We start from the raw sequence: 19,929 nt of genomic DNA, 5'->3' as shown, positions 1-19,929 counted from the left end.
ATTTAGAACAGTTCTTCTGCGCCAGAGCCTGAAGAATAAATACTATCTTCTAAACGGTCGCCAGCGTATTCGGTAGGCTCCGTGCCTTTTTCAAAGTATTCGAACATTGATGTGCTATCTACTTTGTGCGTTAGCATACCGCTGTTGCGATCAATACGAACTCGAATAATATCCTCTGGAATATTTTTACCTTGCTCCGGCGTCCCTTCTAGCGCAACACGCATGAAGTCAATCCAAGCAGGCTCTGCGGTTTTCGCACCCGACTCGGCACCAGAAATTTGGCCTTGCCCTAGGTTGCTGTTAACGGTGGTGCGGCCAAGTGCACGTGAGTGATCATCAAAGCCAACCCAAGCTATGGCAACGACACCAGGTCCATAGCCATTGTACCAAGCATCCTTGGAATCATTCGTTGTACCCGTTTTACCCCCGATATCACGACGACCAAGTTTTTGCGCGCGCCAGCCTGTACCATTCCAACCTGTGCCTTCACGCCAGTTACCGCCACCCCAAATGTTGCTGTACATCATCTCACGCATTAAGAATGCATTCTGTTCAGAGATAACTTGTGGTGCATATTGAGGTTCATCATTTTCAAGGGCATTGTCTGTTGCAAGGCCATCAATTGCGACGTCTTGTTCGCCAAATTCATCAGCGTAGCGATTTTCTGGCTGCTCGCTCATTTGCGGACAATCCTTATGACAAACACTCTTTGGATTGGCTTTAAACAGTACTTCACCGAATGCATCTTCCACGCGTTCTACATAGAATGGTTCAACGTAATAACCACCGTTCGCAAACACAGAGTAACCTTGTGCCACTTTCATTGGTGTTAAGCTGCCAGCTCCGAGTGCGATGGTCTCTGAACGCGGTACTTGGTTAATATCAAAACCGAAACGAGTAAGGTACTGACGTGTCTCCTCGAGGCCAACTTCACGGAGTGTACGCACTGCCATGACGTTTTTTGATTGAGCTAAGCCGAGGCGAAGACGCGTTGGGCCACCATAAGTTGGTGGTGAGTTTTTTGGTCGCCAAGCTGAACCAGAACCTGCATCCCACTTGTTAATTGGCGCATCGTTAATCAAAGTCGCTAGAGTCAGCCCTTTGTCAATTGCTGCCGAGTAGATGAAAGGCTTGATACTTGAACCAACCTGACGCACTGACATGGTTGCACGGTTAAACTTGCTGTGAACAAAGTTGAAACCACCAACCAGCGACAATATCGCGCCATTTTCTGGGTTCATCGCAACAAACGCGGTGTTTGCTGTCGGCACTTGGCTCAGTTTCCAGCTCAGTGTTGTGTTGTCATCTTCATCGGTTTCACTTACTTCGCGAACCCAAACTTGTTGACCTGTCGCTAGCACATCATGCGCTGACTTTGGTGTTGAGCCTTGGCGGTTATCAGTAATGTACTTACGCGCCCAGTGCATTCCAGTCCAAGGGATGGTTTGCTCTTCATGGTTCTTAACCCATACTTGTGCCGTCTTATCATCGACTTTCGTCACAACCGCAGGGTAAAGGTCACCATAAGTTGGCTGTTTCTTCAGGTGCTTTTCTATTTGCTCATTGTCCCAGGTCGCTTCCCCTTCTTTCCAAAGCACACTTTCTGCACCACGGTAGCCATGACGTTCATCGTATGACAAGAGGTTATTTACCGCAGACGTATTTGCAGCATCTTGCAGTTTAGAATCCACAGTCATGTAGATATTCAAGCCAGAGGTATAAGCTTCCTCTTCACCGTATTCTTTTACTGCCCATGCACGAGCCAACTCTGCTACGTAAGGTGCGGAAAGCTCAATCTCAGCGCTATGATAACGCGCCACAATAGGCTCATTGCGTGCTTCGTCATACTGCTCTTGTGTAATGTATTTCTCATCAAGCATTCGCATTAATACAACGTTACGGCGTTTTGTTGCGCGCTCAAGAGAGTAAATTGGGTTCATGGTTGATGGCGCTTTTGGCATACCAGCGAGTGTTGCAATCTCACTTAACGTCAATTCATCAAGGCTCTTGCCAAAATACACTTGAGCGGCAGCACCAAAGCCATATGAGCGGTAACCAAGGAAGATTTTATTGACATAAAGCTCCATGATTTCTTGCTTACTTAAAAGCTGCTCAATATGGATAGCAATAAAAATCTCTTTAATCTTACGCATGATCTTCTTCTCATTAGATAAGAAGAAGTTACGAGCTAGCTGTTGCGTAATCGTACTTGCACCCTGTTTAGCCGAGCCTGAAACCGCAACAACAACCGCTGCACGAGTGATGCCGATAGGGTCGATACCAGGATGCTCATAGAAACGACTATCTTCGGTTGCGATGAGCGCGTGAATTAAGTCTTGAGGAATTTCGTCATAAGTAACAGGAATACGACGCTTTTCACCGAACTGTGCGATCAGCTTCCCGTCTTGACTAAACACCTTCATAGGTGTTTGTAATTCAACGTCTTTTAGAGTTGCAACATCTGGCAATTCAGGCTTCACGTACTGATAGAAGCCAAATATTGTGGTGACTCCAAGAATTATGCAAATCAATGTTAAAAATAATAAACGCTTTATGAACTTCACCGGAGAATCCCTGATTGGTTGAGGCTGTGTAACGGCAAACCCTTGTACTCTTAGGTCAAAAATTTAGCACATAAGAGATATTAACTCTTATTTGGATGCTAATAACAACCTTTGCACGAAGAAATTTCGGAGCGAGAGTAAGAGATGGATAAGCTAATCGTTACCGGCATCGATATAGGCCATAACAGCCTCAAAGCCGTAGTACTTAAACCCACAGGCAACAATTACGCTCTGTTGGGTTACAAAGAAATATTACTAAAGGAAGGTATTGTCGCTGAAAATAACACCATAAATCATCAAGAAATTGTAAAGACCCTCAAGCAGATAAAAAAAGAACTGCCTTTTGGCGCTAAAAAAGTTGCGATTTCAGTTCCTGATAACTCGGTAATTAGCAAGAAACTGCAAATAGAACAAAATCTTGAAGAGAGTGAAGTTGAGTTTGCAGTGATACAAGCCTTTTCTCATCAATCGCCATTCCCTGTCGAAGAGCTGAGTTTAGACTTCGTTCGTCTTCTCGCGGAGGGCGGGCAGAGTGGCAGTGATAGCTATCAAGTGTTTGCGACAAGAAAAGATGTGGTAGAAGGCCGAGTCGATGCATTACAAAAGTCCGGACTAAAACCTGTTTTAGTGGACGTGCATTCGCAAAGCCTTGGTCATATCTGGAAGCTCACCGCCGATCGCTTTCCTGACAAAAACAAATACTGCTTACTCGATATTGGCACCTTATCGAGCTCCTTCACCATGTTTACCGAACAAGGTGAACTGTTTCACAAAGAGTTTGCTTACGGCACACGCGGAGCAAACAGCGCTTCTCCAGTCGATTTTCTGTCCGATGATGCTCAGGAGAAAACAGAGCTGTTTAACCGTCAAATCGTAGAGCGAGTAAAGCGCCAGATGCAGCTCTATACCTCAATCAATGGCTCACAAAACATCAAGGGTATCTGGTTATCAGGGGAAGGGGCCTCCACTCCCATGCTCGCAGAGGAGTTGTCTCAACAATTGTCGTTAGAGTGTGAATTGCTAAATCCGCTAGGGCTATTTGAGATGAAGGTGTCTAAGCGTAAGCGTCGCGCTGTGGATTGGCAGCATTTCTCAACAGCAGCCGGACTGGCCGTTCGTGGCATTCATTGGCTAGGAGGTGCCCGTGCTTTATCGCATTAATTTACTTCCTTGGCGAGAGAATCAAAGAGAAGAGCACCGACGTCGTTTCATCAGTTTGGTCGCATTAGGCATGTTGGTCGCTGTTGGCATCCAGTGGGGTATTGGAAAGTTTTTTGAGTACCAACAAGATCAACAACAGGAGCGGCTCGATTACCTCACTCACTACATTGCCGAACTCGACCAGCGTATTGAAGCAATGAAAATTGCAGAGCAAGAGCACAGCAAAATCCTCGAACGTCTAAAGGTCGTTGAAGGTTTACAAAACGGACGAAACAAAACGACCGAGTTCATGAACTTAATGCCTGCCGTTATCCCTGAAGGTGTATATGTCGACAAGATCAAAATGAATGATCTGGAAATTGAGATCTCTGGGATCTCAGATAGCACTCCAAAACTTGCCACGATGCTGGACAACATGGAGCGCTCGGCCAAGTTGAACGACGTAGAAATGCATTCCATCGTTCACGGCAAAGCCCGTTTTGGGAAAGAGTTTCAAACATTCAAAGTGTCTTTCATGTTCAAAGTAACGGAGAAGAAATTGGAGGCTCAACGTGGTTGATTGGCAGGATCTCGAAATAGATGAAATGGCCGAGTGGCCATTGTTGCCCCAGATTGTAGTAATCGCGCTTCTGATCATGGCGATTCAAGGCTTAGGTTATTGGTTTTACCTTAAACCGAAAGAAGAACAGTTGAATCACTTGATCCAGCAGGAGCAGACACTCAAGGTGGCATTGAAGATCAAAGCGAACAAAGTGGCAGCGTTGCCTCAGCTTCAATCTCAATTGGATGAACTTACCACTCGTTACGAGTTATTACTGCAACAACTGCCTGCGCAAAAAGAGCTGGCTACAATGCTCGCTTCAGTGAATGAGCTTGGCATCGACAATAAGCTGACTTTCACCCGAATCGACTGGGGCGAAAAACAATCAGAGCACTTCCTTTATCGTCTTCCTTTAAACATAGAGTTAACGGGCGACTTTCATGACATCGGCCATTTTTCTCAGGCGATAGCGACGCTACCTCGAATCATCACGTTTAAAGATGTGACTTGGCAACGTGTCAGCCAAGAGAGTGAAACCCTGCACTTTCGGGTGCGCGCTAACACCTATCAGTTTAAGCCGGAGGAGACGAAAAATGACAAGTAAGTCTTTGTTGCTGGTACTGATGGGTTCTCTATTGATGGGTTGCCAGGCGAATGATGAATCATTGACGGATTTTATTCGAGGAGTGGAAACACAGGCGCGTCGAGAGGTCGAGAAGCTTAAGCCCGCAGACAAATATGTTGCAGTCACGTACGCACCGGAAGTACAGCGTGCACCCTTTGAATTACCCAAAGAAGCCACTATCGCGACTCAGCCAGTTGCAAGAAAAGATTGTTGGCAACCGCCCTCAAGAAGGCGAACTGGTAAATTAGAAAAATTCCCATTAAGCCAATTACGTTTGAAAGGTGTCATGGGCATGGATAACACGGTTTCTGGCCTTGTTCAGGCTCCCAATGGCACCGTCTATAAAGTTAAGCCGGGTCAATACCTCGGACGCAATAATGGCAAAGTGACCCATGTCAGCCACTCCTACTTGTTGATTAATGAAACGTTGCCCGACGGCTTAGGATGTTGGCAAAAACGTAAAGTTAAGTTGGCTTTGAGATAGCCCCATTTATTTTTGATATTGAGTAATGAAAATGAGACAAGGATTAACACGTACACCAAGGATACTTACTGGGCTCTTCTCCTTATGGTTGTTTGTATTTTTAGCCCCTTTAGCGGCAGCTGAAGAAGTTTCGTCCAATGCCCTAAAAAGTATCGACTTTCGAACTAATAAAGATAAAGACGCCGTGATTGTCGTCGAATTGGCGTCACCGGCCGCGATTGTAGATATCAAGCGTGTACAGGAAGGGTTAAGTATCGATTTGCTTAACACTTCAGTAAAAGACGAGCAATTGTATCTCCTAGACGTGAAAGACTTTTCGACTGTGGTTGAGAGCGTAGAAGTGTTTCGCTATACCTCAACTACGCGCTTGGTTGCGCACATCAATGAAGAATACATGCATGATTACCGTTTAACGGGGCGTTTTTTGGAAATCAAAGTAGCGAAGATCAAACCCAATGAGAAAGCCCCAGATAAAAGCATTTTAGAAAGAGAAGGTAAGCTTATTTCGATTAACTTCCAAGATATTCCTGTGCGAAACGTCTTGCAGCTTATTGCTGATTACAACCAATTCAATTTGGTTGTCTCCGACTCTGTAGAAGGCAACCTCACGCTTCGTCTTGATGGTGTCCCTTGGCAGCAAGTGCTGGATATTATTTTGCAAGTTAAGGGGTTAGATAAGCGTGTTGATGGCAACGTGATTTTAGTTGCTCCGACTGATGAGTTGGACTTGCGTGAGAAGCAGCAGTTAGAAAAACAAAAATTGACGGAAGAAATGGGAGAGCTTTCATCTGAAATCATCAAAGTTAATTTTGCTAAAGCATCAGATATTGCGGAGATGATCAATGGAGAAGGAAATATCAGCATGCTGTCAGAGCGCGGCAGTATGACCATTGATGAGCGAACTAACTCGTTATTGATTAGAGAGTTACCTGAAAACATCGAGGTGATTCGAGAAATTATTGAGTCTTTGGATATTCCAGTTAAACAGGTTCAAATTGAGGCTCGTATTGTGACCATCAATGAAGGTAACATGGACGAGTTAGGGATTCGTTGGGGTTTTACATCTATTAATGGCAGTAATACAGTGGGCGGTTCTATTGAGAACAACCTCGCCACGATCGGTCTTTATAATGGAGAAGGGGGCGACGACGGTGGTGACGGTGATGGAGTGGGGATCGATGACTTCCTAAATGTAAACTTAGCTGCAACCAGCCCGAATGCGACCAGTCTTGCTTTCCAAGTTGCGAAGTTAGGATCAGACACACTACTTGATTTGGAACTTTCTGCGCTGCAACAAGAGTCTAAAGCTGAGATTATCTCGAGCCCACGTTTGATCACTACCAATAAGAAACCAGCCTATATCGAACAAGGTACAGAGATTCCTTACCTAGAGTCATCATCAAGTGGTGCAACGACGGTGACGTTCAAAAAGGCGGTATTAAGTTTGAAGGTGACCCCGCAAATCACACCGGATAACCGCTTAGTGTTGGATTTAAGTGTCACGCAAGATAGACCTGGACAAGTCGTGAAGACAGGCACTGGTGAAGCTGTTGCGATTGATACTCAACGTATCGGGACGCAAGTGTTAGTGAATAATGGTGAAACGGTCGTTCTTGGTGGTATTTTTCAGCACAGCATTACTAACTCGGTGGACAAAGTGCCTTTGTTGGGCGATCTGCCGCTATTAGGTGCGCTTTTTCGTCGAAGCTATGAAAATGTTGGCAAAAGTGAGCTGTTAATTTTCGTCACGCCTAAGGTGGTGATTCAGTAGTTCTGTCTCGGGAAAAACTGATTAAATCAAAAATAAAGTTGCAATAGTGGCACCATGCTTGGATAATTTCGGGTCTTATCACGAATTATCTGTGAGGAACTGGTGCCACAAGCCTTGTAGAACAGCAGTTTAGCTGTGTTTTCTTGTGGCGATCTTATTGAATCAATGTTGTAAATTACTGCTAAACATGGCTGAGAAACGTAATATTTTCCTTGTTGGCCCAATGGGCGCCGGCAAAAGTACAATTGGTAGACATCTAGCACAGCAACTGCATATGGAGTTTGTTGACTCCGATACAGTGATCGAAGAACGCACTGGTGCAGACATCTCTTGGGTTTTTGATGTAGAAGGTGAAGAAGGCTTCCGCAAGCGTGAAGAAGCGGTACTTGAAGACCTAACACAAGAGCAAGGCATCGTGCTTGCGACTGGCGGTGGCTCTGTTAAGAGCAAAGAAAACCGCAATCGTCTTTCGGCACGTGGTGTTGTTGTTTACTTAGAAACGACGATTGAAAAGCAACTTGCGCGTACAAACCGCGACAAGAAGCGTCCTTTACTTCAAACGGATAACCCTCGCGAAGTACTGGAGCAATTAGCTGAAGAACGTAATCCTTTATATGAAGAAGTAGCGGATTACACTGTTCGCACTGACGATCAAAGTGCAAAAGTGGTAGCCAACCAGATCGTAAAAATGCTAGAAGAGAGATAAGTCTTTATCTTTTTTTTAATTGGAGCAAACCGATGGAACGGATTACGGTCAACCTAGCTGAGCGTAGCTACCCAATCTCTATTGGCGCCGGGTTATTTGAGGACCCGGCGTACCTCTCTCAAGTTCTCTCAAACAAAAATGCAAAACAAAAAGTTGTTGTGATCAGTAATGTCACAGTGGCGCCTTTGTATGCAGACAAAATTTTAAAGCAACTCGAGCAGCTCGGTTGTAGTGCATCCTTGTTAGAATTGCCTGACGGTGAACAGTACAAAAACTTGGATGTATTTAATCAAGTAATGAACTTCTTACTGGAAGGGAGTTATGCTCGTGATGTTGTGATCATCGCGTTAGGTGGTGGTGTTATTGGCGACCTTGTGGGTTTTGCGTCTGCCTGTTACCAGCGTGGGGTCGACTTTATTCAAATACCGACCACATTACTATCCCAAGTGGACTCTTCGGTTGGTGGAAAAACCGCGGTTAACCATCCGTTGGGTAAGAACATGATAGGTGCGTTTTACCAACCTAAAGCCGTGATCATTGATACCAACTGCCTGTCGACGTTGCCTGAACGTGAGTTCGCTGCGGGTATCGCCGAAGTCATTAAGTACGGCATTATTTACGATGCAGATTTTTTTGTATGGTTAGAAGACAATCTTGAGCGCTTGTATGCGTTGGATGAAGAAGCACTAACTTATGCGATCGCACGTTGCTGTGAAATAAAAGCGGAAGTGGTGGCTCAGGATGAGAAAGAGTCGGGCATCCGTGCTTTGCTTAACTTAGGTCACACCTTTGGTCATGCGATTGAAGCGGAACTTGGCTATGGCAATTGGCTGCATGGTGAAGCGGTATCTTCCGGCACTGTTATGGCGGCCAAAACGTCGCATCTACGCGGTCTGATCTCGGAAGAGCAATTTGAGCGTATTGTTGCGATTTTGCGTCGTGCAAAACTGCCTGTGCATACTCCAGACAGTATGAATTTCGATGACTTCATCAAGCACATGATGCGAGATAAGAAAGTCCTCTCTGGTCAATTACGATTGGTTTTGCCTACAGGCATTGGCACTGCCGAGGTAATTGCTGATACGACGCAAGACGTACTCAAGCAGGCAATAGACTTCGGTCGCGATATTTAACCTTGTAATGGCGCCTTTGGGCGTCATTCTTGTAGTGTATTAAGGTTATTAGATGAGTGTTGCTCATGTACTGGAATTAGATTCTCAAATCGAGTTGCTTGATAGATTAGGTCTACTGACTAACTTTGGTTCCAATCTCGTTGCGATTAATGGTCATGATGGGTACGGGAAATCTTGGTTAGCGCAGCGATACCTTGAAGTGGGTGCCAGTAACAAGAATCAATGTTTGTTACTTTGTCATTCTAATCAAGACGATGTGCAGCATCGCGTCCTTATTTTGAGTCAACTGGTTTCAGACGCATTGTTTAATCAGCAAGAGCCTTTACTTGATAGCCTTGAAAGGCTTTTAGGTGATGAGGCGTGTGACATTGCAATTGTTGTAGATGATGCGCATTTATTGAGTGAGACACTTATCTCTGAGCTTTGGATGCTGGTCTTAGAGGCGCACCATAAGCCAAATTGGACCATCAATGTCTTACTGTTTACACAGTCTGGACGTTTAGACGGTTTGCTAGCACGTCTCAGTTATGGACAAGAGATAAAGCCTGTTGAGCTTGATATTGATATGTTGTCCGAAGTGGAAGCTCGTCGTTTCTTTGAGTCACTTGTTGCGCGCTACGTCGATGATGAGTCTGAGAAACGGGTTCGAGATGCATTTAAAAAAGTCGACCCAGTACCGGGTGACATCATGGCGTTAGGAGAGATGAAAGTGGAAAAAAGGATCATTATCCGCTCGATTGTCGGTTCACCCCTGAATATTGCGTTGGTGGTATTAGTCTTACTGTTGCTTGCTGCTGGTGGCTATTGGTGGATGCTTAGTCAACCAAGTCCTGATGATAAAGCGCAGCAAATTGCTGGCAGTTTAGAGCAAACGGCTATTCCAACTTTTGAAGAGTCAGGAGTCAGTGCAGCGCAGTCTTCACTGCAACCTGTAACCGATGGCTCTAGCAGTCTTGATAAGTCTGGTGCGGTTGATGATTCTGATTCATTACCGCCAGCTGTGACAGAAGAAGTAGCGAGCGTAGGCAGTGATGACAATCAACAAAGAGTGGTGATTGAGTCGAATGTGGTCGATGCATTGCTTGAAGGTAAAGCTGATTCAGCAGACACAAAAGCGATTGATGATGTCGTAGGTACTGAGAAGACAGAAACCGCCGATGAAACTAGCTCCCCTTTGATTAAAGTCGTAAAACCGAATCAAGATATGACGCAAGCACCTGCTCAGTCAGAAGAGGGTGAGGCAAACCAACCTGTTGTGAAGTTTTCATTTGCTCGTGAAGAACTAAAAGCGCTATCGCCAAGAGCTTATACTTTACAACTCGCAGCTATGACCTCAATGGAAGATGTACAATCCTTTCTCAATGAGCATCAACTGAATAATCAAGTGCGAATTTATCCTACCGTTCGTAATGACACCGAGTGGTATATCATCACATATCAAGATTATCCGACAATTCAAATGGCTCGTGATGCCGTCGCAAGCTTGCCAGATTCGGTTAAGTCGGTGAGTCCTTGGGCAAAATCACTCCGTCAGGTTCACCGTGAAATTGAACGAGTGAAATAAACCTGAGCTTCCCTGAAAAATATGTTACATTCCGCAGCCTTAATTTTTGGTCGATAGATAGAGCAGTAGATGAAAAAGCAACGAGCCTTTCTTAAATGGGCAGGAGGAAAATACGGACTGGTTGAAGACATCCAACGTCATTTGCCGCCGGCTCGAAAGCTAGTTGAACCTTTTGTTGGTGCGGGCTCAGTGTTCCTGAATACCGATTATGACCATTATCTACTTGCAGATATCAATCCAGATTTGATCAATCTGTACAACCTGCTGAAAGAACGCCCTGAAGAGTATATCTCTGAAGCGAAGCGTTGGTTTGTCGCTGAGAACAACCGCAAAGAAGCCTACCTACACATTCGCGCTGAATTTAATAAAACCGATGACGTGATGTACCGCTCTTTAGCGTTTTTGTACATGAACCGCTTTGGTTTTAATGGCCTATGCCGTTACAACAAAAAAGGTGGCTTCAATGTACCGTTTGGCTCTTACAAAAAACCGTATTTCCCTGAGGCGGAACTGGAGTTTTTTGCAGAAAAAGCCAAAAAAGCTACGTTCGTTTGTGAAGGTTATCCTGAAACATTTCGTCGTGCGCGCAAAGGGAGCGTCGTGTATTGCGATCCACCTTATGCGCCGCTTTCAAATACGGCAAATTTCACCTCATACGCAGGTAATGGTTTCACGTTGGACGACCAAGCTGCATTAGCCGACATTGCTGAAAGAACAGCGACTGAACGTGGCATTCCTGTGTTGATTTCTAACCACGACACTACCTTGACACGTCGGTTGTATCACGGTGCGGATCTTAATGTGGTAAAAGTAAAGCGTACCATTAGCCGTAATGGTAACGGTCGTAATAAAGTTGATGAGCTACTTGCGCTTTTTCATGCCCCAGACATGGATAAATCAAACTCTTAATTCTCACACTATTATATCTAAATAGTGGATCTCCCCACTGGCTTCGGTAGAATTGCGCGCAGATTGTTTGCTCATTACTACTGAGGTCAGGTATGAAAGATTTTCTTATTGCTCCATCCATTTTATCGGCAGATTTTGCTCGTCTCGGTGAAGATGTAGAAAAAGTACTCGCAGCGGGTGCGGATGTGGTGCATTTCGACGTTATGGATAACCACTATGTACCAAACCTGACTTTTGGTGCGCCTGTGTGTAAAGCACTACGCGATTATGGCATCACAGCGCCAATCGATGTTCACCTAATGGTGAAACCCGTTGACCGTATTATTCCTGATTTCGCAAAAGCGGGTGCGTCGATGATTACGTTCCATGTAGAAGCTTCTGATCATGTAGACCGTACACTGCAGTTAATTAAAGAGCACGGCTGTCAGGCTGGTGTGGTACTAAACCCAGCAACGCCACTTGCAAGTCTTGAATTTATTATGGATAAAGTCGACATGATTCTACTGATGTCGGTAAACCCTGGTTTTGGTGGTCAATCATTCATTCCTCATACACTAGATAAACTGCGTGCCGTTCGTAAGATGATTGACGAGTCTGGTCGTGATATCCGCTTAGAAATCGATGGCGGTGTGAAGGTTGACAACATTCGTGAAATTGCAGAAGCGGGCGCAGACATGTTTGTTGCAGGCTCGGCGATTTTCGGTGAGCCAGATTACAAACAAGTGATCGATCAAATGCGCGCTGAACTGGCTGAAGTTAAATAAGCACCGATAAGCCAGCGCAATAACACGCTGATTTTAAAGGCTGCCAGCTTGTTGGCAGCCTTTGTGTTTTCTAGTATTAGAAGAAATTAAATATCCACTGCGCTGAGCAAATAATCACTTGCCTATTTTACGCCCTTTCTGTACTATTCGTGCTCCTTAAACTCAGTCAATTATCTTTAGTTCCTTGCTTCCTCTGGACGACTGAGCCATTTGTGGAAGCTGAATAATCCGTAAGGAGCAACCAATGCGTCATTACGAAATCGTATTCATGGTGCACCCAGATCAAAGCGAGCAAGTTGCTGGCATGATCGAGCGTTACACTGGTTCAATCACTGAAGCTGGCGGTAAAATCCACCGTCTAGAAGACTGGGGCCGTCGTCAACTGGCTTACCCAATCAACAAGCTTCACAAAGCTCACTACGTTCTTATGAACGTTGAAGCTGACCAAGCTGTAATTGATGAGCTAGAAACTGCTTTCCGTTTCAACGATGCAGTTCTACGTAACATGATCATGCGTACTAAAGCAGCGATCACTGAGCAATCTATCATGCTTAAGCAAAAAGAAGAGCGTGCTCCACGTCGTGAAGAGCGTTCTGAAGCTAAGCCTGAAGCTAAGTCAGAAGCTGCTGAGTAAGTTTTCTTATGGCCAATCGAATGGAGCTGAGCGGCACCATTGCCAAACCGCCCATTCGTAGTAAAAGCCCTGGTGGCATTGAACACTGTCGGTTTTGGCTGGAGCATCGCTCTACTATTATCGAAGCTGACTTACCTCGACAAGTTTATTGTCGTATGCCGGTAGTCGTCAGCGGGCTTGGGTCACAAGCACTAACTCAGAATTTAGTTCAAGGCAGTAACATTAAGGTAAGTGGTTTTGTCACTTATCAAACCGGCCGAAATGGCGTGGGAAAATTAGTGTTACACGCCGACAACATTACTCAAATTTAAGATCAGGAGATAGCCCATGGCTCGTTTCTTCCGTCGTCGTAAATTCTGCCGTTTCACTGCAGAAGGCGTACAAGAGATTGATTACAAAGACGTAGCAACTCTTAAAAACTACATCACTGAAGCTGGTAAAATCGTACCTAGCCGTATCACTGGTACAAGCGCTAAGTACCAGCGTCAACTAGCACGTGCTATCAAGCGTTCACGCTACCTAGCTCTACTACCGTACACTGACAAGCATCAGTAATCGGTTCATTTTATTAAGAAAGAGGATTAAGCAATGCAAGTTATTCTACTTGATAAAATTGGTAACCTAGGTGGTCTTGGCGATACTGCAAACGTTAAATCTGGCTACGCTCGTAACTTCCTTATCCCACAAGGTAAAGCAGTTATGGCAACTAAAGCTAACGTTGAAATGTTTGAAGCTCGTCGTGCTGAACTAGAAGCTAAAGTTGCTGAGCAACTAGCTGCTGCAGAAGCTCGCGCAGAGAAAGTTAACGCTCTAGAAGCGGTAGTTATCGCTTCTAAAGCTGGTGACGAAGGCAAACTATTCGGTTCTATCGGTACTCGTGACATCGCTGACGCTATCACAGCTGCAGGCGTTGAAGTTGCTAAGAGCGAAGTTCGCCTTCCTGAAGGTGCTCTACGTAACACTGGTGAGTTCGAGATCAGCGTTCAACTTCACTCTGAAGTTTTCGCGACAGTTAACCTACAAGTTGTTGCTGCTGAGTAATTCAGTATCAAGACGAAATACTAAAAAGCACCTCCTCGGAGGTGCTTTTTTTATTTCTAAAACTGAGAGAAAAAGGGTTAAAAAGCGAAAAGTAAATTAACGGAAAATACGCTGTCCGCTTTGCTTAAGCCTTCAGGCACTTTATCGTGATACTGACGAGAGTGCGCCAGTTTCAGTGCGATATCTTCAGTAATATCATTGGTTACACTGAGTTCACTATCAGTACGTGTGTTACTTCTACCTGTTACCAACGTAATATCAGCTGCGAAACTTAAATTATCCAACGCATGCCAAGTTGTGTTGATATTTCCTCGAAAAATGCCTTCTCTAACGATATCGGGAAAGACAATATCGTCATCATCTATTTCGTCTAAGTTTGGCTCTTGATAGCGAAAACCAGGGCCTACTTCTACCTCTAAAATGAAGTTCTCAGTGTAGGAGAACTGGTAACCCAAACCACCTGACAACGTATAGTCTTTAAAATAAGCACTGTAGCGAGAATCCACCCCTTTAAAGCTGCCATACAAATATGTCTTAGGGCCTAACTTGTAGTCACTCTGTAGGGAGTAGGTGGATGAGCGTTTGTCTTCTTCACCGTCTTTGTACAAGTTGTAGTACTTCCATTCACCATTAGAACGGTGTCGACCTGACGTATATTCAGCACTCAAACGAGCATTCAGGGAACGAGAGTCCGTGTTACCTGTGTGAGCTTGATAGCCGAACTCCACCTCGGTTTTTAGTGGGTCGGGTACATCAATATTTTGCTCTGGCTGTACTGATTCGTCAGCATACGATGCACTAGCGCACAGTAGGCTAAAGCTAAGTAACCAGTATCGGGACACATCAACCTCGAACGTAATCAAAAAGGAGGGGCATGATACTGATACAGATATTTGGTTGGGTCAATGGTAGGTTAATTTTTATTAGAGCTAGGCGGAAGAACCAGGCTATTACATGGGTGGTTCACATGATGATTTCTTAACAAGTAATTGTCGCTTCGGGGAAGCATCTCAGTTAGGTTAAGGTTATAATCGTGGGTCAATAGTAGTTATCGAGCAAAGTCATGGCGGAAAACAGAAATCGCAAACCTTCAGACAGTCAGGTCGACGCAATCAAAGTGCCACCTCACTCACTAGAAGCCGAGCAATCAGTAATTGGTGGTCTTTTACTGGATAATGAACGTTGGGACACCGTTGCCGAACGTGTTGTGAGCAGTGATTTCTATAGTCGTCCACACCGCCTGATTTTTGAAGGTGTAAAAACCATTCTTGAAGCGGGTAAACCTCTCGATCTTATTACTTTATCGGAGTATCTAGAGCGTCACGAGTTGTTAGAAGATGTAGGCGGTTTTGCTTACCTCGCTGACTTGGCGAAGAATACGCCAAGTGCAGCTAACATCAATGCGTATGCTGATATTGTCGCTGAGCGTGCGATTGTTCGTGGCCTTATTGGTGTCGCGAATGAAATTGCGGACGCGGGCTATGACCCTCAAGGTCGCAGTTCTGAAGATTTAATAGACATGGCGGAGAGTAAAGTTTTTGCTATCGCCGAGTCTCGAACTAGTGAAAACGAAGGACCACAAAACGTCGACAACATCCTCGAAAAGACGTTAGAACGTATCGAGTTGTTGTATAAAACGCCACAAGATGGTGTTACGGGGGTCGATACCGGTTTCACAGATCTCAATAAGAAAACCGCAGGTTTGCAAGGCTCTGATTTGGTGATTGTCGCAGCGCGTCCATCGATGGGTAAAACGACCTTTGCGATGAACTTGTGTGAAAATGCGGCCATGCAACAAGAAAAGCCCGTACTTATTTTCTCGTTAGAGATGCCAGCTGAACAGTTGATGATGCGTATGTTGGCCTCTTTGTCTCGTGTAGACCAAACCAAGATCCGTACGGGTCAGCTAGATGACGAAGATTGGGCGCGTATTTCTTCTACTATGGGTATCCTGATGCAGAAGAAAAATATGTACATTGATGATAGCTCTGGTCTAACTCCGACCGAAGTGCGTTCGCGCGCTCGCCGTATCGCTCGTGAACATGGCGGTCTATCGATGATCATGGTCGACTACCTTCAGTTGATGCGCGTGCCTTCGTTAACCGATAACCGTACTCTTGAGATTGCTGAGATCTCTCGCTCTCTTAAGGCGCTGGCAAAAGAGCTAAATGTGCCTGTTGTGGCACTGTCGCAGCTAAACCGTTCCCTAGAGCAACGTGCGGATAAACGACCAGTAAACTCGGACTTGCGTGAATCCGGTTCCATCGAGCAGGATGCCGACTTGATCATGTTCATCTACCGTGATGAGGTTTATCACCCAGATAGTCCGTACAAAGGTACGGCCGAAATCATTATTGGTAAACAGCGTAACGGTCCTATCGGCTCTGTTCGCCTCACTTTCCAAGGTCAACATTCGCGTTTCGACAACTACGCGGGTCCTGCATTCGATATTGATGATGAGTAATTCCATGAGCTATATGAAAGCGGCCAAGGCGTGCATTGATTTGTCTGCGTTGCAGCACAACTTACAGCGCGTAAAAGCTCAAGCGCCACAAAGTAAAGTGATGGCTGTCGTCAAGGCCAATGGTTATGGTCACGGATTACGTCATGTCGCAAAACATGCTAACCATGCGGATGCGTTTGGCGTGGCTCGCATTGAAGAAGCATTGCAACTGCGCGCTTGTGGAGTAGTAAAGCCGATTCTATTGCTAGAAGGTTTTTACTCTCCTGGTGATTTACCTGTTCTTGTGACGAACAACATCCAAACCGTGGTGCACTGTGAAGAGCAGCTTATCGCCTTGGAGCAAGCAGACCTTGAAACTCCGGTTGTCGTGTGGCTGAAGATTGACAGTGGCATGCACCGCCTTGGGGTTCGTCCTGAACAATATGACGACTTTGTAACGCGGCTGAAGGAGTGTCCAAATGTAGCGAAACCGTTGCGTTACATGAGCCACTTTGGCTGTGCAGATGAGCTGGATAGCGATATTACCCCACAACAGATTGAGCTGTTTAAATCGTTGACTTCTGGTTGCCAAGGGGAACGTTCACTGGCGGCATCTGCGGGGTTATTGGCATGGCCTCAAAGCCATTTAGATTGGGTTCGTTCGGGTATTATCATGTATGGTGTGTCACCATTCGATGACAAAACGGCGCAAGATCTTGGGTATCAGCCTGTCATGACACTTAAATCCCACCTTATTGCGGTACGTGAAGTGAAGAAGGGCGAAAGTGTTGGCTATGGTGGTATTTGGACCAGTGAGCGAGATACAAAAGTTGGGGTCATCGCTGTAGGGTATGGCGACGGTTACCCAAGAAGTGCTCCAAACGGTACGCCGGTGTGGGTTAATGGCCGTAAAGTACCTATTGCAGGTCGAGTTTCCATGGATATGCTGACGGTCGATTTGGGACCAGACGCAACGGATAAAGTCAGCGACGAAGCGATTCTTTGGGGGAAAGAGCTCCCAGTAGAAGAAGTGGCGGGTCACATTGGTACGATTGCGTATGAACTCGTGACTAAGCTAACGCCTCGCGTCGAGATGGAATACTCCAAATAAACAACGAAAGGCTAACCCAAGGTTAGCCTTTGTTTTATCTACTCACCATTAATCGTAGCAATAACGCGGCGGCCGCCACCAAAGTCTCGATGCTCACCCAAGTAAATACCTTGCCATGTTCCTAAAGCTAATCGACCATTTTGGATTGGTACCGTCACACTACTGCCAAGCAGTGATGCTTTAATATGTGCCGGCATGTCGTCGTCACCTTCATAGGTGTGCTGATAATAAGGAGCACGCTCTGGCACAAACTTATTGAAGTGCGCTTCCATGTCCATACGCACGGTTGGATCAGCATTCTCATTTAAGGTCAAACTGGCGGAGGTGTGCTGAATAAATAAGTGTAATAAACCTACTGAAAGTTCGTTTATTTGTGGTAATTGTTGTTCAATTTCATCAGTTATCAGGTGAAAACCGCGGCTTCTCGCTTTTAATTGCAGTGTTTTTTGTGCCCACATACGTGTTCCTTTGGAAATTTATAAATTGGCGTCTATCCTATTCCAATTAGAGCCTGTCATTAGTAAATGATATGATTCTTGTCATCGTAAATGAATGTTCAATTTCAGGGCAGGGAACGTGACCTAACTCAATGTGAGTGTAAAAGCTCTCGGTCATAATTGGCGCCTGAAAAAAAATTACAAAGACTTGTTTTGTGGCAATTTGCCCAAACATCTAATTTATATTCTATTTGCTAAATCGGGGATTCCACAGTTTTCGCTAGACTGTAAGGAATGGAACCTACTGTAACATCGGGATAAAGACCATGTTGAAAAATATCAATCCAACGCAAACACAAGCTTGGAAAGCGCTAACGGCGCATTTCGAATCTGCACAAGATATGGATCTTAAAGAGCTGTTTGCTCAAGACGCAGCGCGTTTCGACAAATACTCTGCACGTTTCGGCTCAGACATCCTAGTCGATTACTCAAAGAACCTCATCAATGAGGAAACTCTGAAGCACCTGTTTGCTCTTGCGAAAGAGACCGAGCTGAAATCTGCAATTGAAGCGATGTTCAGTGGTGAAGCGATCAACCAAACAGAAGGTCGCGCTGTTCTTCACACTGCACTACGTAACCGCGCTAATACTCCAGTTATGGTAGACGGCGAAGACGTAATGCCAGCAGTGAACGCGGTTCTAGAAAAAATGAAATCATTCACTGAGCGCGTTATCGGCGGTGAATGGAAAGGTTACACAGGCAAAGCAATTACTGATATTGTGAACATCGGTATCGGCGGTTCTGACCTTGGCCCTTACATGGTGACGGAAGCTCTAGCGCCATACAAAAATCATCTAAACCTTCACTTCGTATCTAACGTTGATGGTACACACATCGTTGAAACGTTGAAGAAAGTTAACCCAGAAACGACGTTATTCTTGATCGCGTCTAAGACGTTTACAACGCAAGAAACCATGACTAACGCGCACACTGCTCGTGATTGGTTCCTAGAATCTGCGGGTGATCAGGCTCATGTGGCTAAACACTTTGCTGCGCTTTCAACAAACGCGACAGCCGTGTCTGAATTTGGTATCGATACAGCGAACATGTTTGAATTCTGGGACTGGGTTGGTGGCCGTTACTCACTATGGTCTGCGATCGGTCTATCAATTGCACTAGCAGTAGGTTTCGACAACTTTGTTGAGTTGCTTGATGGTGCTCACGAGATGGACAAGCACTTCGTATCAACAGATCTAGAAAGCAATATTCCAGTGATTCTTGCTTTGATTGGTATTTGGTACAACAACTTCCACGGTGCGGAGTCAGAAGCTATCCTACCTTACGATCAATACATGCACCGTTTTGCAGCATATTTCCAGCAAGGCAACATGGAATCAAACGGTAAATACGTTGACCGTGACGGCAATGCTGTAACTTACCAAACTGGCCCAATCATTTGGGGTGAACCAGGTACCAACGGTCAGCACGCGTTCTACCAGCTAATTCACCAAGGTACTAAGCTTATCCCATGTGACTTCATTGCACCTGCAATTAGCCACAACCCAGCTAGCGATCATCACCAAAAACTGATGTCTAACTTCTTCGCGCAAACTGAAGCTCTAGCGTTTGGTAAAAATGAAGAAACCGTGAAAGAAGAGTTGGTGAAAGTAGGTAAGAATGCTGAAGAAGTGGCAGCGATTGCGCCATTCAAAGTGTTTGAAGGTAACCGTCCAACAAACTCTATTCTAGTGAAGCAAATCACGCCTCGTACGCTAGGTAACTTGATCGCAATGTACGAACACAAAATTTTCGTACAAGGTGTTATCTGGAATATCTTCAGCTTTGACCAGTGGGGCGTGGAGCTAGGTAAACAACTGGCTAACCAAATCCTACCTGAGCTTGCAGACGAGTCTCAAATCAGCTCGCATGACAGCTCAACAAACGGTCTAATCAACGCATTTAAAGCGTTCAAAGCTTAATGTTTGAATAGATAAAGAAAAGGTCAGCAAATGCTGACCTTTTTATTGCCTGAGGCAAAAAC

20 protein-coding genes are annotated in these 19,929 nt (G+C 45.2%); 17 read left to right on the top strand and 3 right to left on the bottom strand.

Features of this window, described 5'->3' with window-relative positions; genetic code table 11:
- Positions 1-2 precede the first annotated feature (2 nt).
- Positions 3-2,564, bottom strand: coding sequence for a PBP1A family penicillin-binding protein (locus H9L11_RS04975; RefSeq protein ID WP_033907303.1), 2,562 nt, complete (start codon positions 2,562-2,564; stop codon positions 3-5).
- 144 nt (positions 2,565-2,708) lie between these two features.
- Between H9L11_RS04975 and pilM the strand changes: the two genes are divergently transcribed.
- The 14 genes from pilM (at position 2,709) to rplI (ending at position 13,897) form a co-directional block, all read left to right on the top strand.
- Complete coding sequence (pilM, locus tag H9L11_RS04970) at positions 2,709-3,725, top strand: type IV pilus assembly protein PilM (RefSeq protein ID WP_033907304.1); 1,017 nt, start codon at positions 2,709-2,711, stop codon at positions 3,723-3,725.
- A complete protein-coding gene (locus tag H9L11_RS04965) occupies positions 3,709-4,284 on the top strand; it encodes a PilN domain-containing protein (RefSeq protein WP_005381323.1) in 576 nt (191 codons plus the stop codon). Before pilM ends, H9L11_RS04965 begins: the two co-directional genes overlap by 17 nt.
- The gene (gene pilO, locus H9L11_RS04960) at positions 4,277-4,870 is read left to right on the top strand and encodes a type 4a pilus biogenesis protein PilO (RefSeq protein WP_033907305.1); all 594 of its coding nucleotides are present in this window, start codon (positions 4,277-4,279) and stop codon (positions 4,868-4,870) included. The genes H9L11_RS04965 and pilO overlap by 8 nt, the downstream gene beginning before the upstream one ends.
- Entirely contained in the window at positions 4,860-5,375 is a 516-nt protein-coding gene (locus tag H9L11_RS04955) for a pilus assembly protein PilP (protein WP_005382766.1), read from the top strand. The genes pilO and H9L11_RS04955 overlap by 11 nt, the downstream gene beginning before the upstream one ends.
- 25 nt (positions 5,376-5,400) lie before the next feature.
- Entirely contained in the window at positions 5,401-7,146 is a 1,746-nt protein-coding gene (locus H9L11_RS04950; protein WP_033907306.1) for a type IV pilus secretin PilQ family protein, read from the top strand.
- Between the two features lie 187 nt (positions 7,147-7,333).
- The gene (gene aroK, locus H9L11_RS04945; protein ID WP_005381319.1) at positions 7,334-7,852 is read left to right on the top strand and encodes a shikimate kinase AroK; all 519 of its coding nucleotides are present in this window, start codon (positions 7,334-7,336) and stop codon (positions 7,850-7,852) included.
- A 32-nt stretch (positions 7,853-7,884) separates the two neighbouring features.
- Positions 7,885-8,985 carry a 3-dehydroquinate synthase gene (gene aroB, locus H9L11_RS04940; RefSeq protein ID WP_005381318.1) on the top strand — a complete coding sequence of 367 codons (1,101 nt, stop codon included), beginning with the start codon at positions 7,885-7,887 and terminating at the stop codon, positions 8,983-8,985.
- 52 nt (positions 8,986-9,037) lie between these two features.
- Positions 9,038-10,549, top strand: a complete 1,512-nt coding sequence (locus H9L11_RS04935; protein ID WP_205391020.1) for an AAA family ATPase — start codon at positions 9,038-9,040, stop codon at positions 10,547-10,549.
- Positions 10,550-10,618: 69 nt separating this feature from the next.
- Positions 10,619-11,458, top strand: a complete 840-nt coding sequence (locus H9L11_RS04930) for a Dam family site-specific DNA-(adenine-N6)-methyltransferase (RefSeq protein ID WP_005381301.1) — start codon at positions 10,619-10,621, stop codon at positions 11,456-11,458.
- Positions 11,459-11,550: 92 nt separating this feature from the next.
- The gene (gene rpe / locus H9L11_RS04925) at positions 11,551-12,222 is read left to right on the top strand and encodes a ribulose-phosphate 3-epimerase (protein ID WP_005381300.1); all 672 of its coding nucleotides are present in this window, start codon (positions 11,551-11,553) and stop codon (positions 12,220-12,222) included.
- A gap of 244 nt (positions 12,223-12,466) precedes the next feature.
- Positions 12,467-12,856 (top strand): 30S ribosomal protein S6, encoded by a 390-nt coding sequence (gene rpsF, locus H9L11_RS04920; RefSeq protein WP_005381299.1) that lies wholly within the window; start codon positions 12,467-12,469, stop codon positions 12,854-12,856.
- A gap of 8 nt (positions 12,857-12,864) precedes the next feature.
- Entirely contained in the window at positions 12,865-13,167 is a 303-nt protein-coding gene (gene priB / locus H9L11_RS04915; protein ID WP_005381298.1) for a primosomal replication protein N, read from the top strand.
- Positions 13,168-13,183: 16 nt separating this feature from the next.
- Positions 13,184-13,411, top strand: a complete 228-nt coding sequence (rpsR, locus tag H9L11_RS04910) for a 30S ribosomal protein S18 (RefSeq protein ID WP_000090472.1) — start codon at positions 13,184-13,186, stop codon at positions 13,409-13,411.
- Positions 13,412-13,444: 33 nt separating this feature from the next.
- The gene (gene rplI, locus H9L11_RS04905) at positions 13,445-13,897 is read left to right on the top strand and encodes a 50S ribosomal protein L9 (RefSeq protein WP_005382760.1); all 453 of its coding nucleotides are present in this window, start codon (positions 13,445-13,447) and stop codon (positions 13,895-13,897) included.
- Positions 13,898-13,974: 77 nt separating this feature from the next.
- Here the strand turns inward: rplI and H9L11_RS04900 are convergent, their stop codons facing one another.
- Positions 13,975-14,739 carry a DUF481 domain-containing protein gene (locus H9L11_RS04900; protein ID WP_005381276.1) on the bottom strand — a complete coding sequence of 255 codons (765 nt, stop codon included), beginning with the start codon at positions 14,737-14,739 and terminating at the stop codon, positions 13,975-13,977.
- A gap of 221 nt (positions 14,740-14,960) precedes the next feature.
- Here H9L11_RS04900 and H9L11_RS04895 point away from each other — a divergent pair, with 221 nt between their 5' ends.
- Positions 14,961-16,361 carry a replicative DNA helicase gene (locus tag H9L11_RS04895; RefSeq protein ID WP_005382759.1) on the top strand — a complete coding sequence of 467 codons (1,401 nt, stop codon included), beginning with the start codon at positions 14,961-14,963 and terminating at the stop codon, positions 16,359-16,361.
- 13 nt (positions 16,362-16,374) lie between these two features.
- Positions 16,375-17,451: an alanine racemase gene (gene alr / locus H9L11_RS04890; protein WP_205391090.1), complete on the top strand. Its 1,077-nt coding sequence runs from the start codon at positions 16,375-16,377 to the stop codon at positions 17,449-17,451.
- Positions 17,452-17,489: 38 nt separating this feature from the next.
- Here the strand turns inward: alr and H9L11_RS04885 are convergent, their stop codons facing one another.
- Positions 17,490-17,909, bottom strand: a complete 420-nt coding sequence (locus H9L11_RS04885) for a secondary thiamine-phosphate synthase enzyme YjbQ (RefSeq protein ID WP_005381271.1) — start codon at positions 17,907-17,909, stop codon at positions 17,490-17,492.
- 305 nt (positions 17,910-18,214) lie between these two features.
- On the opposite strand from H9L11_RS04885, the gene pgi reads away from it, so the two are divergent.
- Positions 18,215-19,867, top strand: coding sequence for a glucose-6-phosphate isomerase (pgi, locus tag H9L11_RS04880; protein ID WP_005381270.1), 1,653 nt, complete (start codon positions 18,215-18,217; stop codon positions 19,865-19,867).
- Positions 19,868-19,929: the final 62 nt, after the last annotated feature.

The sequence above is a fragment of the Vibrio sp. sp1 genome, from assembly GCF_016920955.1.
Lineage (GTDB): Bacteria > Pseudomonadota > Gammaproteobacteria > Enterobacterales > Vibrionaceae > Vibrio > Vibrio alginolyticus.
This window is presented reverse-complemented; position numbering and strand designations above follow the sequence as displayed.

Excerpts from the sequence above, each read along its gene's own strand:
- pilM (WP_033907304.1), top strand. The coding sequence starts at position 2,709 with ATGGATAAGCTAATCGTTACCGGCATCGATATAGGCCATAACAGCCTC.
- H9L11_RS04955 (WP_005382766.1), top strand. The coding sequence starts at position 4,860 with ATGACAAGTAAGTCTTTGTTGCTGGTACTGATGGGTTCTCTATTGATG.
- H9L11_RS04950 (WP_033907306.1), top strand. The coding sequence starts at position 5,401 with ATGAAAATGAGACAAGGATTAACACGTACACCAAGGATACTTACTGGG.
- aroK (WP_005381319.1), top strand. The coding sequence starts at position 7,334 with ATGGCTGAGAAACGTAATATTTTCCTTGTTGGCCCAATGGGCGCCGGC.
- aroB (WP_005381318.1), top strand. The coding sequence starts at position 7,885 with ATGGAACGGATTACGGTCAACCTAGCTGAGCGTAGCTACCCAATCTCT.
- H9L11_RS04935 (WP_205391020.1), top strand. The coding sequence starts at position 9,038 with ATGAGTGTTGCTCATGTACTGGAATTAGATTCTCAAATCGAGTTGCTT.
- H9L11_RS04930 (WP_005381301.1), top strand. The coding sequence starts at position 10,619 with ATGAAAAAGCAACGAGCCTTTCTTAAATGGGCAGGAGGAAAATACGGA.
- rpe (WP_005381300.1), top strand. The coding sequence starts at position 11,551 with ATGAAAGATTTTCTTATTGCTCCATCCATTTTATCGGCAGATTTTGCT.
- rpsF (WP_005381299.1), top strand. The coding sequence starts at position 12,467 with ATGCGTCATTACGAAATCGTATTCATGGTGCACCCAGATCAAAGCGAG.
- priB (WP_005381298.1), top strand. The coding sequence starts at position 12,865 with ATGGCCAATCGAATGGAGCTGAGCGGCACCATTGCCAAACCGCCCATT.
- rpsR (WP_000090472.1), top strand. The coding sequence starts at position 13,184 with ATGGCTCGTTTCTTCCGTCGTCGTAAATTCTGCCGTTTCACTGCAGAA.
- rplI (WP_005382760.1), top strand. The coding sequence starts at position 13,445 with ATGCAAGTTATTCTACTTGATAAAATTGGTAACCTAGGTGGTCTTGGC.
- H9L11_RS04895 (WP_005382759.1), top strand. The coding sequence starts at position 14,961 with ATGGCGGAAAACAGAAATCGCAAACCTTCAGACAGTCAGGTCGACGCA.
- alr (WP_205391090.1), top strand. The coding sequence starts at position 16,375 with ATGAAAGCGGCCAAGGCGTGCATTGATTTGTCTGCGTTGCAGCACAAC.
- H9L11_RS04885 (WP_005381271.1), bottom strand. The coding sequence starts at position 17,909 with ATGTGGGCACAAAAAACACTGCAATTAAAAGCGAGAAGCCGCGGTTTT.
- pgi (WP_005381270.1), top strand. The coding sequence starts at position 18,215 with ATGTTGAAAAATATCAATCCAACGCAAACACAAGCTTGGAAAGCGCTA.